Source organism: Hyphomonas neptunium ATCC 15444 (assembly GCF_000013025.1).
Lineage (GTDB): Bacteria > Pseudomonadota > Alphaproteobacteria > Caulobacterales > Hyphomonadaceae > Hyphomonas > Hyphomonas neptunia.
The window spans coordinates 1,539,926-1,553,115 of sequence record NC_008358.1 but is presented as its reverse complement, the minus strand read 5'-3'; the positions used below and the strand labels follow the sequence as shown (position 1 = coordinate 1,553,115).

Below are 13,190 nucleotides of genomic sequence, written 5' to 3'. Positions count from 1 at the left end.
CGAGCGCGCGCCATGGGATATGCCAGCAAGATCAAACATAGGCCGGTCCGTTTCCGGCTTCAGTAGGACGGGGTTGAAATCTGTATGGGGCACGAGTCCGCACGCCATGGCCTGGAGCGCTTGCGCGCGGCTGATTTCGCCGTCGGAGGCGCAGGCGGAAGCATTGTTCGACATGTTCTGCGGCCTGAAGGGTGCAACGTTCAAGCCCCGGCGTTTTGCAATCCGGCAAATCGCTGCCGAAAGTATGGACTTTCCGACATCAGAACCTGTGCCCTGCAGCATCAATATCTTTGCTGTCATATTGTCCCTTCTATCTCTACGGAGCGGCCACTCACACGCGCGCGGACCCCGTAGACTTCAGCCAGACGATCCTCCGTAAGCGTCTCATCGGGTGTGCCATCGGCTATGATGTGCCCGTGCTTCATCCAGACCATCCGTGTTGCATATCGTGCAGCAAGGGCGATGTCGTGAAGGACGACGAGCGCGCCACCTCCCCCGTCGACGTAGTGGCGGATGATATCCATGACGCGGTATTGATGGCGCGGATCCAGCGCGGCCACAGGCTCATCCGCGACCAGAAGCGGGGCGTCTGCCGCGAAGGCCCGGGCACAATGAACTCGCGCAAGTTCACCGCCCGATAGCGTGTCGGTATGACGGTCGACGAGAGCGGTAAGGTCGCAGAGCCTGATGGCGCGCTCAACGGCAACAGAATCAGCCTGGCTCAGGCGCCCCGGAGCAGCGCCGTAGGCAAAGCGGCCAAGGGCGACAACGTCGCGGACTGTGTTCGGCCAGGCGAGCGGGCGCTGTTGCGGCAGATAGGCGACCCGGCGAGCGCGCTGCATGGACGAGAGCTTTTCGCTGTCAGTACCATCCAGCAACGCATCGCCAGTGGCCCGCTTTACAAGCCCGAGTGCTGAGCGAAGTAGGCTGGTTTTCCCGGCTCCGTTAGGGCCCAGCAGTGCCACCAGTTCGCCCTGCGCCAGACTGAAATTCGCCTCGCAAACAAGTTTGACCTTGCCAGCGCTCACAGAAAGGTTGCGGATCACAAGGTCAGCCATTCAGGGTACGCCTTCTCATTGCGATCCAGACAAAGGCAGGAGCGCCGACCAACGAAGCGACGACGCCCAGTTTAAGCTCGTTGGAGGTCGGCAGCAGGCGTACCCCTATATCCGCCAAAACGAGAAACAGGCCCGCCAGAAGCGCCGATGGAATGAGCGATCGCGCCGGATCATGCTTCACCAGGGGTCGGATAATGTGCGGAGCGACAATCCCGGCAAAACCGATGGCTCCGGCCAGCGCAACCGATCCACCCGTTGCCAGACCGGCGCCAAGAACCGTCAGTATACGCTGATTTCTCAGATTGAGCCCGACCCCACTTGCTGCTTCCTCGCCAAGGGTCAGGGCCGATAACCCGCGGCGCGACATAAACAGAATTCCGCTACCCGCGACAATGAACGGTATTACGAGGCCAACTTCCTGAAAGCTGCGATTGGCAACCGATCCGAGCATCCAGTTGATCATGTCGGACAGTGAGAAAGGATTGGGGGCAAGGTTCATGAGCAAAGTCATTGCTGCTCCGGAAAAGCTGGAAAGCCCGACACCTATCAGAATGAGCGTGACGACAGACCGCGTCCGAATGGCGGCAAGCGCAATCAAAACAGTCGCGGCGAGTGCGCCCCCAATTGCAGAGAGTGGCAGAACCCAAGGCGAGAGCGCGACAAGACCGTAATATAGCGAAAAGGTTGCAAACAGGGAGGCTGAAGCCGAGACACCCAGGACGCCCGGTTCTGCGAGCGGATTACGCAACAAGCCCTGCAATGCGGCGCCGCTGATGCCGAGCGCTGCGCCAGTGATGAAGGCGGCGATGGCCCGTGGCAGACGGATCTGCCAGACGACGAGACGGTCACCGGTATCGGCGCCGCCAAAGAAAGCTGCCATGACCCGATCGGCAGGCAAAGGTGTAGAGCCCAGAAGGCAGGCGATGAAGATGGCGAGCACGGAGGCGGCGATCAGGCCAGGCAACAAAAGACGCTCAATCATTCCGCGCCTCCCTCTGCCAAGGCTTCGATGGCATCGAGAATGAACCAGCCGCCACAGGCGGTCCAGGCGCCCTTCAGGGGGACCATCGTCTGCTCATTCATTTGACGCTTCGCGACCGGATGCTTCATCGGGCTCCAGGAGTCCGGATGGTTTGTCAGCTGCTCGAAGAAAGCGGCAGCGATGGCGTCCGGCTGCTCATAGGCAAGGCGTTCGAGCGGAAGTGAGCGCCAGCCCGGCTTCCGTTCGAAGTTTTCGAAGCCTGCTTCCAGAAGCATTTCATGCACCATGGAACCGGGACCGGTCGTAATGCCTGCCGGGGTCATGTAAAGGGCTGTCTCGCCATTTGTGCGCTTGCGGAGGGCTTCCAGGCGCGCGCGGAACTCGGCGACGAGAGCCCGCCCCCGCTCGCTCTGACCGAGGCCTTCAGCCATATAGTGGATCAATCCCGGAATGGAGCCAACTTCTTCGCTGTCAACATTCGAGGTCCATCCTACTGTCAGCACAGGGACGTCCGCACGTTCAAAAAAAGCCGCGGCGTTTGGTCCGCCTCCATAAGCGCGGACGACGAGATCCGGCTTGAGAAGCAGCACATCCTCTGCCACTGGCCGAACCGTCGGCACCCCGGCCGCCTCGTGGCGCATATAGGAAAACTCCTTCACGCCGTCCGGCGATATTGCAAGGATCTGCTCCGCATCCGCCAGTTTCAGAACGTATTGATCTGCGCAGTAATCGAGACTGACGATCCGCATCGGGCGGTCAGCTCTATCTGTCTGCGGCTTGGGCGGAGCACCGCAGGCTGAAAGTCCGAACGCCAGAAGAGAGAAGATCGCCAGTCTCGACATCAGCTACTCCTAGTAGCGCAGGCGGATGCCAACCGAGCCTGAAAGGCCGGGCGTGCCGTAGCCGAGGATCTGCTGATAATCCTCATCAAACAGGTTTTCGATACGGCCATACAGTTCAACGCGTTCATTGAGCGTATAACGTCCCGTCAGGTCGACGCGCGTCCATCCATCCAGTGTCGTGCCATTTGTATTGGCCTCATCGTCGTTATATCGAACCAGCACCGCTCCGGAGAACGGACCATCCGGATCGACAGTAAGTGAAAAATTGGCGGAATGTTTCGGTAGACGGGTGAGTTCGTTGCCGTCACCGTCGTGCGCGTCGATGTAGGTGTAATTGCCGTCAACGCTGAGCCAGTTCGTAAGAACGTAGCCGGCAAACACTTCGGCGCCCTTGCTTTCGACACGCGCAATGTTGTCATAACCTGCAGTGTAGGAAAAGTCGATAAGGTTGTCAGTGTTCTGATCGAAATAGGTAACACCTGCTTCTGCGCGCCCATCCCCTGAACGCCACTCCAGTCCGATATCGAAAGCTTCGGACGTCTCGGGCATGAGGTCTACATTCGGCTCGCTCAGGCCACAGAAGGTACAGATGTAAGTCGTCTGGAATAGCGAAGGCGCCTTGAAGCCCTGGCCCCAGCTGGAGCGGATCGTCACATGGCCGGTTACGTTCCACGCGGCGGCCACTCGGGCCGTTGTCTCCGAACCAAACCGATTGTCGTCGTCCTGGCGTAAGCCTGCGGTCAGCGTCAGGGTTTCGACCGGTTTGAGCTCGTACAGGGCAAACAGCCCGTCAATGCTGGCCTCGTCTCCGTTGGCGGAGGTCTCTTCACGCTCTGCGCCAAAGGACACCTTGTTTGCGTCATTTATCGCGAAGGTGCCCTGATAGCGGTAGAGTGTCCTGTCGCCTTCAGCAAAGTAGCTTTGCGCGCCATTGGTGAAGTTCTCGCGAGTGATATCGGAATATCCGATGAGGAAATGGTTCTCGAACCGATCATCCAGGAGCGGAAGATTGAGCGAAATGTTGCCCGACAGGGTTTCGTTCTCGGTAACCTCATCCCCATCGGCGACGCTTCCCTGCGCACCCGAGGAGAAGCTGTCATATTCTGACTCAGCCTGGTTATGGAGGATCGTTGCCTGCAGTCTGGCCGAGTTGGGAAGGTTCAGGCCACCTTTCGCTGACACTGTGGTTGAGTCGTAGGCATCCTCTTCGGTGTTGCCATTCTCTTTGTCGGATTTTGAAATGCCGTCAGTCGAGATGCCGGTTGCCGAAAGCCGGAAATCTCCAGTCTCGTTCGCGCCGTCAATGGATGCGCCGCCCCGGAGCGTGTTGAACGATCCGTATTCGGCAAATGCGCTGCCACCGAACCCGGTCTTTGGTTGGCGGGAAGTGACGGAGACCACGCCGCCTATGGCATTTGAGCCCCAGAGGGTGGACTGAGGCCCCTTAAGGACTTCGATCCGCTCGACATTGGCTGTGTCGAGATAGGCGAAATTGAAGCTGCCATCGGTCGTCGACGGATCGCCGACAGGAACGCCATCAATGAGAACCAGAGTCTGGCCCGAGGATGCTCCTCGAATGCGGACACTGGCAGAGCCACCAAAGGCGCCATTCTGGTTGATCGTCACGCCCGGCGCCGTCGCCACGGCATCTAACGCGAAGTCCAGGTCCAGCTTTTCAAGGTCTTCCTTGCCGATAATGCTGACGCTGGAGCCGACCTCGGTGGCGGTCTGGTCGAGGCGCGACCCCTCGACGACGACCGATCTGAGCCGGTTTTCTTCAGTCTCAGAGATTTGGGCAAAAGCGGATGCACTCGCGGCCATGACGGCCACGCTGATGAGTGCCGTTTTATACGACATGGGTATTCCCCTCAATGCACCCTGCCGCCCGGAAAGATGGGTGCAATTCATAACGACGTCATCTGGCCCATGAGGTCTCTCATGCGGGCGGCCAGCCAATTTTCTCGATGTCGTTACTAAAGGAGAGGCATTAGCCTTCCCGCCCGCAGAGAACTGTTCCCGGCCTCCGGACAAACGACGCGATGGCAGGTCTCCTGGCTCACCGATCGTCGCCTTTGGCCGCCTTCCCAGAACTCGCGTTCCAGTGGCATAGTGGCCATCAGCTCCCGGCTAACAGTTGCGGGTACAGCGCCGGATTTACACCGGCTTCCCTCTTAGCTCCCTGTCAGGGGAGCACCATCTGATGGGGTTGATGTTGCAAGTGCGAATGTGTGTCAATGCCTCTTTTGGCCAATGACGCAAAAAGCAATTGCTAGAAATCAATTCCGCGCTGAGCCTTTATACCGGCCTTGAAGGGGTGCTTCACTTCGGTCATTTCGCTGACGAGGTCTGCATATTCACAGAGTTCCGGTTTGGCATTGCGCCCCGTCAGGATGACGCTTGTCCGGTCTGACCGGGCCTTCAGTCCCTCAATCACGGCTCCCACGTCAAGATAATCATAGCGAAGCGCGATATTGATTTCATCCAGCACAATCAGATCATAGTCGCCGCGCTCCATCATCTCGCGAGCTTTGGCAAATGCCGCTTCGGCCGCTGCAATGTCGCGGTCCCGGTCCTGCGTATCCCAGGTGAAGCCATCACCCATTGTGTACCAGTCCACCTGATCCTTAAGCGCCATAAAGAACTGCTTTTCGCCTGTGATCCATTTGCCCTTGATGAACTGGACGACCCCGACTTTCTGCTTCCAGCCGAGCGCCCGGATGATGACACCGAATGCAGAACTCGACTTGCCCTTCCCATCTCCGGTGTGAACCAGCACGAGACCGCGACCCGGATCACGCGCTTCAGAGGTCTTCTTCTTTTGCTCAGCCTGCAGCGCCTTCATCTTTTCGGTGTGTGTGTCGTGTTCGCTCATGCAGCGCCCTTTCAGTCAATCAAAGTAACAAAGTTTCCAAAATCCAGCGTCATTGCATGGCTGTCGGCGGTTTCGTCCGTTGCGAGAGCGGCCTTGATGACGCCGGCATGGGTAACAATCAAGGTGTCGCCCCCCAACTTCCGATATGCATCGAGCGCTTCGAAGGTTCGGGCGCGCAGCATGGCGACACTTTCGCCGCCATGCGGACGCGCATGCAGAAAGTCGTTCACCCAGATATCTATCTCCGTAAACGGAATTTCATTCCATGAACGTCCCTCCCAGGACCCAAAATTCATTTCCCTGAGGCGATCGTCTTCGGTGAGGGGACAGCTCGCCCGCGCGCCGATATACTCAGCCAGCCGCCGGCAGCGTGAAAGCGGGCTGGTCACGACGCGGCTGAATGAGGGTAATCCGGGCAGCAGTGCTTCGGCTTCCCCGGCAAAGGTCGCCGCCAATCCAACGTCCCGCGCTCCATAGCAGGTACCGGTGAGCACATCGGGACGGGTATGACGCAGCAGGATCAGAGCCACAGGAGCAGGCCCAGATAAAAGCCCGCCTCGCTGACCTGCTGGACAGCGCCCAGGGTGTCGCCGGTATAGCCGCCAAGCTTGCGTTCAAAGAACAGCCGCATAAGTGCATGGCCGGCAATCACTCCGCCCAGCCCGTAGAACACTGCGGGGAATGGTTGCACGAGCGGCCAAAGCCCGAGGATGAGCGCGCCCGTAAGACAGGCGATTGCCAGTCCCCCGCCTGAAAGGCCCTGAGCGACAGGCTTCCCTGTCCCCTCGTCGCGGACATAGCGGCTCGTCACGATGACCATTACGGCCGAGAGCCGGGAGAGCGCATGTCCGGCCACGAACGCCATTACAATCAGCGAGCCCGGCAGGAAGGACAGAACAGCGGCTTTGAGAAGCAGGATGCCGGCCAGCGCCGCTGTGCCATAGGTGCCGATCCGGCTGTCCTTCATAATGGTCAGCGCCTGCTCGCGCGTCAGCCCGCCGCCAATTCCATCAAATGTGTCTGCCAGGCCATCCTCATGGAAGGCCCCGGTCAGGAGCAAGCCTGCGCCGAGGGCCAGGACAACGCTGACAGGCCCCGGCAAACCAAGCGCCGCAAGCCAGAAGACCCCGGCACACATCCCGCCTATCATTGCTCCGACGAGTGGATAGTAAGCGGGGGTCATTGCCATCCGTGCCGGCGTATAGCCGGGCTCGAACGGCAGACGAATGCGCGTCAGGAACTGAATGGCCAGGCAGAGTTTGGCAAACTCGTCCTTCATGCCGGACCGCTCACACCAGCGCTTTCAAAACTTGCCATGTCGCGCAGCATCGCAGCGGCGGCCTGCACCAGAGGCCAGGCCAGAAGCGCGCCCGTGCCCTCCCCCAGCCGCATGTCGAGATCGAGGAGGGGCTTGGCCGCCAGCGCCTCCAGAACGCGGGCATGGCCGGCTTCTGCGGAGCGGTGGGCGTACACAAAATTCGCGGCACACCCCGGCGAGAGCTCGCGCGCGCAAAGGGCTGCAACAGTTGCGATGAAGCCATCAACCAGCACGACCCTGCCCGCGCCAGCCGCCGCGGTCATTGCACCGGTCATAGTTGCGATCTCGAAGCCCCCATACTCCATCAGCGCGTGATCTGCAGGCAGGCTGTCCGGCGTTCGCCCTGCCGCTGCCTCCAGCAGAGCCTGCTTCCGCTTCAGGCCATCGTCGGCAAGGCCTGTGCCGCGCCCAACAAGATCTGCCACGGGATAGCCAAGAATCTTCGCCGCAACGAGGCTCGCCGACGACGTGTTCCCGATGCCCATTTCGCCGAAACATGCGGTATCATGGTCGCTATCGCCCCCGATCGCGCGACCATTAGCCAGCGCCTTATCCAGCTCTACAGCGGTCATGGCAGGGCGCTCAATCGCATTAGCCGTCCCCGCTCCTAACCGCCGCGACAGCAGAGACGGCGCGTTGATCGGCTCCCCTGCCACCCCGCAATCAACCACTTCAACGTCGACACCCAGCGTGCGTGCAAAGACATTGGCAGCGGCGCCTCCGCCCAGGAAGTTCATTACCATCTGCCGTGTCACAGCTTGCGGATAGGCCGACACACCTGCGAGCGCCATGCCATGATCGCCGGCGAAGAGGGTCAGACCGCAACTCGCGGCAACGGGCATCAAGGTGTTTTGGATCCGGGCAAGCTGGGCTGCCAACGCCTCAATCCGCCCGAGCGAGCCAACGGGCTTTGTCTTGGAATCGATAGCTTTCTGGATCAATGACTGAAAATCGGTTTGAAGCATTGTCATGGACCCGCTCTATCTTCAGGACTGGGGCAGAACCATACACTTTTTGCTTTGGCTGTACTTTTTTGAATTCGCCCGGCATCGGGCCAGCCGGTCAGGTTGGCCTCATCGACACAGGTTCCAGGCCAGGCACAACTTAGCAGTTCCTTCTTGCTGACCACGTCGCCTTATATTCGCGCGCAAGCGGATGTCACGTCATTGGAAGGTGCCGCCATTCACGAAGTGCGACCCCGCACCTGGCTTCGAAAGTCAGTCCGGCAGTAAAGCTGCCCGTCGAGATCAAATTGGCTGTACACAGATGAATGGGTCACAGTGAAATTCTGCAGACTTCGCATGCCCGGAAACCGCGATACCACCGCTGGCTGGAGCATTCAGCGGGAGATCCTGAAAGTCCCGATGCAGAGTCTGAGCCATTCCCGGCAGCCAGACATCAACCTCGACCGTTCAGGCGCGGCTGTCCCGACAAACATTCCAACTCCGGAAGGGCAGACCCGTCCCGCACACAATACCTGTTTATGAGATTACCGGACCGGAGTTTCGCAACTTGTGTATACCGGACGGCGTAATGTTAATGAACCCGCGCCCCGGAAGATGGAACGCTAACCAAATGCACAGAATGTTGCCGTACAACGTGTTCAAGAAAAAATTTACCAAGACGGACGGCAATGCAGAAAGTGATCGCAATGGGGCGCGGGGACTCCGTTCCCCAGGCCGCAAACGGGGCGGAAAAACGCCTGGCAGACATTTTTCCCGCTGTCATGCTGATGCTGACGGGCCTTGTTGCGTTACAGATTGCAACATTTTCCACAGGCAGCACACGGGGTCAGTATCTGGTTATTGCCCCTCCCGGTGCAAGCCAGGGTGAAGCTATCGGCATCATAGGCCAGGCCCGTGGCGGGCTTCAGGATATCACCCGGTTCCCGAATGTGGTGATCGCCTCCTCGAGCGCGCCCGATTTCCCGGAAAAGTTGCATGAGGCTGGCGCGTGGATCGTGCTGCCGGCGCCGGTAAAGTCCGGGTGTTACCCCCCTGCCAGCGGAGAAACGATACAATGATCGCCCAACTCGACACATTGCGCGCCCACTTTGGCAAATTCCTGCTGCTCATACTCTGGGCGCATGTCCCCGCCCTGGTCCTCATCGCCCTACAGACCGGGCATTCGCCATTATGGACCGCACTCGCCGGCATGGTTCTGGCGGGATGCTATCACCTCTCATGGCTTCGCCATGGCGCCGCGCCGGTAACCCGGTATCTCTCTGCCGTCGCGCTGATGGGCGAGCCGGCCATCATGCTGTTCCTTCTGACAGGTCATACCTGGCAAATGGACATGCACATGTATTTCTTCGCGATGCTGGCGTTGACCATCGCCTGGTGTGACTGGCGTGCCATTGTCACCGGCGCCGTTGCCGTATCGTTGCACCATCTTGTACTTCTCTACCTGTTGCCCTCCGCCGTGTTCTCGCAGGATGGCAATATCGGGCGGGTGATCCTGCATGCCGGCATCGTGATCTTCCAGACCATCGTGCTGGTCTGGATCAGCCATAAGCTGGTCGAAAGCTTTGACCGTATCGGGAGAATGAGCGAGGAAATCCTGATCAAGAACGAGGCCCTGACACAGCGGACCCGCGAAGCTGAAGAGGCAAACAGGGCAAAGAGCCTTTTCCTGGCGAGCATGAGCCATGAAATCCGCACACCAATGAATGCCATTCTTGGGTTTTGCCACTTGATTGCCCGCACGGACCTGTCCCCCAAGCAAAAGGATCATGTGTCCAAGATCAACGATGCGGGCGTCTCCCTGCTGCGCCTGATCAACGACATCCTCGATTTCTCCAAGAATGAGGCCGGCAAGCTGACGCTGGAGGCGCGCCCGTTTGACGTGCGGGCCGCCATCACCAACCAGATCAACCTTGTGAACATCGACGCGGACAACAAGCGCGTGAAACTGGAAACACGTATCTCGCCTGCAGTCCCCCGCAAGATCATCGGAGACGAGCTGCGCTTCAATCAGGTGGTTCTCAATCTTCTCAGCAATGCCGTGAAGTTCACCGAGAACGGCACCGTGATCGTGCGCGCAGATGTTGCGTCTTCGCAGGACCGGGACGTCGTCCTTGAATTGAGCGTGCGCGACAGCGGCATAGGGATGGATGAACAGCAGCAGGCAAAACTCTTCAAATCCTTCTCCCAGGCCGACAGCTCCACCACGCGCCAATTCGGGGGCACCGGACTTGGTCTGGCCATCTGCCGCCAGATCGTGGAGCAAATGGGCGGGAACATCCGTGTCGAGAGCAAGATTGGCGAAGGCAGCACCTTCACCTTCCGCATCAAGGTTCTCGTGGAAGACGAACACCAGCAGGATAGCGACCGCCTGCCGGCGCAGATCCAGACACTGAATGTCCTGGCGGCAGACGACAATCCCGCCGCCCGCCAGATCATCCATGAGATTTTTGCCTCCTGGGATATGGCCGTTGACCTCGTCGCCTCCGGCGAGGAAGCACTCAGCGCGCTTGATAGCGCCAATAAAAAGGGAACCCCCTACGATCTGGTGCTGCTCGACTGGAAGATGCCGGGCATGGATGGCATGGACACGGCCAGGGCAATGCGCTCAGCGGGCAATCAGGAAAAAATGCCGATCACGCTGATGGTGACAGCCTACTGCGCAGATGAATTCATGCAGGAAGCCCGTGCTGCCGATATTTCCGCCTTCCTTCAGAAGCCGGTTGATCCCCGCATGCTGCGAGACACCATCCTCGATCTGTTTTCCGGCCAGCCGCCCGCCGACACACTGACGTCGGCCAATGCCCCGGCACAGGCAGCGCGCACGTCTCCACGCATCGCCGCCGCCCATGAAGGATTGCGCATACTGGTCGTGGACGACAATGAAATTAACCGGGAGATCGCGGCTGAGCTCCTGCGCGATGCGGGGCTTGAGACTGACTGCGCCGAAAATGGCCGCATCGCATGTGGCATGATGATTGAAAACGGCGATAACTATGCCTGTGTACTGATGGATGTTCAAATGCCGGAAATGGATGGGATCGCCGCGACTCGCGCCATCCGTGAGAGCTGGCCCGCAGCCCGCCTACCCATCATCGCCATGACGGCCCATGCCTACGAGGAAGAAAAACAGCGCTGCTTTGATGCGGGCATGAACGATCACATCGCCAAGCCGGTTGATCCCACCGAACTCATTGAAAAACTGAACAGATGGTTGACTGCCCGTGGCAAGGCCAGAGCCCGTCCGCAGGCAACTGCCGACACGCCCTCCATGTTGCCTGATGAGCTGCCTCCGTTTGATCTGGCCGCCGCCCTCGGCCGAGTGAATGGCAAGACGCCATTGCTTCGCAAACTGATCATAAACTTCGGCGAGCAGTATGCCGCAATCGCTTCTGAAATCCGGAACCTGATCGTTGAGGATCAGGCTCAGGATGCACGACGCCTTGCTCACACATTAAAGGGGGTGGCCGGATCACTCGAAATCCGGGGATTGCAGGCATCAGCCGCATCAGTCGAAGACTACCTTTCTGCTGGGAATGTCGGCGCTGCTCTGTCCACACTCGCCGAAATGGAAGAGCAGCTGACCCCCGCAATAGCTGCGGCCCGCAGCCTTAAAACACACCCTGTGAACGCCGCTCTGCCAGCCTCCGCCGAAACGCACGATGATGCCAGCGCAGCGGCTCTTGAAGATCTGCGTACACATCTTAAACGCCGCAGCCTTGGCGCCCGGTCCAGCTTTGACCGCTATGCCACGGCAACAGGGATTGCGGCAGATGCCCGCGCGTTCCACCCCATTCTGAAAGCCGTGGAAAAACTCGACTACGACACGGCACTTAAACTCATTGAAAACCTGCAGTACGCGTACAATCCGCGTGACGAAAGTGCTGCCTGATGACAAGAGCAACGATCCTTGTTGTGGATGACGAAATCTCGAATATCGAGATCATTAATGCCATCCTTGAAGATCAGTATGAGGTATGCTTTGCGATCTCGGGTGCCCAGGCGCTCGAAACAATGCGCGAATTGCAGCCCGATCTCGTATTGCTCGATGTGCTGATGCCGGAGATGGATGGGTTTGAGGTCTGTAAGCGGATCAAAAACGACCCTGATCTGGTGGACATTCCTGTTATCTTCACCACGGGCCTTGGCGACACGGCCGATGAGATGAGGGGTCTTTCCCTCGGGGCCATTGATTATGTCACCAAGCCCATCCAGCCAGCGATTCTGCGGGCACGGGTTACCAACCATATGGAACTCAAAAGCTTGCGCGACCAGCTTGCCAATCTGGCCGTTACCGATGCCCTGACCGGCCTCAAGAACCGGCGTTATCTGGAGCGCACCCTGCGTGCCGAATGCGCGCGGCTCGCCCGCGATGAGGCCTGGCTTTCGGTTATCATGCTCGACATCGACTTCTTCAAACAGTTCAACGACACCTACGGCCATCCTGCCGGGGATCGCTGCATTGCGATGATCGCTGCCACCCTCAAGCGCGTTGTGAAACGCGCCTCCGATACCCCCGCCCGCTATGGCGGCGAAGAGTTTGCCTGTATCCTGCCCGATCTGGGCCCGGCCGAAGCAGAAATTGTTGCGCAGGAAATCCGCAGGCAGGTCCACGCACTGAACATTCCGCATATACGCTCCCAGGCCGAGCCCTATGTGACCGTATCAATCGGCGTGGCCAGCGCCCGGTGTCATAGCTCAATTGAGCCGGGCACCTGGATCACGTTCGCCGATCAGGAACTTTACCGCAGCAAGGCCGCCGGTCGCGACCGGGTCTCCGTCATCGAATTTTCGGGCGACGCCTCCGGCATGGAAACCGGCACACATGGCTGACCCGGAGCTGTTGATTTCTACTGCTGAGAACTGCCCCTGGAAGGACAGACATCCATGCCTCGTAAAACCTGAAACAGGTCTGGCGCGGGCTGCACCTGATCACGGATAACCAAGCATAGACTATAAGAAACCCTGAGAATTGAGACAATTGAAGCGGCCGTGCTGACCAAGTACGGCGCGATTATGACCGTCCCCTCCCCGGAACGCTATGCCGTACACAAACTGATTGTTTCACCTCGCGGCATGAGTCCGGCGAAAGCGCCGTAAAATCCGACAAAGATCTGATGCAGGCCCGTTTGATAATTGAAGCCCTCGTTGCCAGG

Annotated in this window: 12 protein-coding genes, 1 pseudogene and 1 riboswitch; of the genes and pseudogenes, 4 read left to right on the top strand and 9 right to left on the bottom strand. The window is 59.0% G+C overall.

What is annotated here, in order from left to right; genetic code table 11:
• Nucleotides 1–45: 45 nt before the first annotated feature.
• The 9 genes and pseudogenes from HNE_RS19110 to cobT all read right to left on the bottom strand — a co-directional run.
• Nucleotides 46–300 (bottom strand): annotated as a pseudogene (locus HNE_RS19110) (cobyric acid synthase CobQ); the annotation flags it as partial.
• Entirely contained in the window at nt 297–1,058 is a 762-nt protein-coding gene (locus HNE_RS07515; RefSeq protein WP_011646530.1) for an ABC transporter ATP-binding protein, read from the bottom strand. The gene HNE_RS07515 and the pseudogene HNE_RS19110, both read right to left, overlap by 4 nt.
• Nucleotides 1,051–2,040, bottom strand: coding sequence for a FecCD family ABC transporter permease (locus HNE_RS07510; RefSeq protein WP_011646529.1), 990 nt, complete (start codon nt 2,038–2,040; stop codon nt 1,051–1,053). The genes HNE_RS07515 and HNE_RS07510 overlap by 8 nt, the downstream gene beginning before the upstream one ends.
• On the bottom strand, nt 2,037–2,882 hold the full coding sequence (locus HNE_RS07505; RefSeq protein WP_011646528.1) for an ABC transporter substrate-binding protein: 846 nt from the start codon (nt 2,880–2,882) through the stop codon (nt 2,037–2,039). Before HNE_RS07505 ends, HNE_RS07510 begins: the two co-directional genes overlap by 4 nt.
• 9 nt (nt 2,883–2,891) lie before the next feature.
• On the bottom strand, nt 2,892–4,739 hold the full coding sequence (locus tag HNE_RS07500) for a TonB-dependent receptor plug domain-containing protein (protein ID WP_011646527.1): 1,848 nt from the start codon (nt 4,737–4,739) through the stop codon (nt 2,892–2,894).
• A gap of 166 nt (nt 4,740–4,905) precedes the next feature.
• Nucleotides 4,906–5,095: riboswitch (cobalamin riboswitch) on the bottom strand.
• A gap of 56 nt (nt 5,096–5,151) precedes the next feature.
• Complete coding sequence (gene cobO / locus HNE_RS07495) at nt 5,152–5,754, bottom strand: cob(I)yrinic acid a,c-diamide adenosyltransferase (protein ID WP_011646526.1); 603 nt, start codon at nt 5,752–5,754, stop codon at nt 5,152–5,154.
• Between the two features lie 11 nt (nt 5,755–5,765).
• Nucleotides 5,766–6,284 (bottom strand): alpha-ribazole phosphatase, encoded by a 519-nt coding sequence (gene cobC, locus HNE_RS07490; RefSeq protein ID WP_011646525.1) that lies wholly within the window; start codon nt 6,282–6,284, stop codon nt 5,766–5,768.
• On the bottom strand, nt 6,275–7,033 hold the full coding sequence (locus tag HNE_RS07485; RefSeq protein ID WP_011646524.1) for an adenosylcobinamide-GDP ribazoletransferase: 759 nt from the start codon (nt 7,031–7,033) through the stop codon (nt 6,275–6,277). Before HNE_RS07485 ends, cobC begins: the two co-directional genes overlap by 10 nt.
• Nucleotides 7,030–8,037, bottom strand: coding sequence for a nicotinate-nucleotide--dimethylbenzimidazole phosphoribosyltransferase (gene cobT / locus HNE_RS07480; protein WP_011646523.1), 1,008 nt, complete (start codon nt 8,035–8,037; stop codon nt 7,030–7,032). The genes HNE_RS07485 and cobT overlap by 4 nt, the downstream gene beginning before the upstream one ends.
• 761 nt (nt 8,038–8,798) lie before the next feature.
• Between cobT and HNE_RS07475 the strand changes: the two genes are divergently transcribed.
• The 4 genes from HNE_RS07475 (at nt 8,799) to HNE_RS19105 (ending at nt 13,134) form a co-directional block, all read left to right on the top strand.
• On the top strand, nt 8,799–9,095 hold the full coding sequence (locus HNE_RS07475; protein WP_233352016.1) for a hypothetical protein: 297 nt from the start codon (nt 8,799–8,801) through the stop codon (nt 9,093–9,095).
• A complete protein-coding gene (locus tag HNE_RS07470) occupies nt 9,092–11,926 on the top strand; it encodes a hybrid sensor histidine kinase/response regulator (RefSeq protein WP_011646521.1) in 2,835 nt (944 codons plus the stop codon). Before HNE_RS07475 ends, HNE_RS07470 begins: the two co-directional genes overlap by 4 nt.
• Nucleotides 11,926–12,867, top strand: coding sequence for a diguanylate cyclase (locus HNE_RS07465; RefSeq protein WP_011646520.1), 942 nt, complete (start codon nt 11,926–11,928; stop codon nt 12,865–12,867). The genes HNE_RS07470 and HNE_RS07465 overlap by 1 nt, the downstream gene beginning before the upstream one ends.
• A gap of 132 nt (nt 12,868–12,999) precedes the next feature.
• Nucleotides 13,000–13,134 (top strand): GSU2403 family nucleotidyltransferase fold protein, encoded by a 135-nt coding sequence (locus HNE_RS19105; protein WP_148205970.1) that lies wholly within the window; start codon nt 13,000–13,002, stop codon nt 13,132–13,134.
• Nucleotides 13,135–13,190 lie beyond the last annotated feature (56 nt).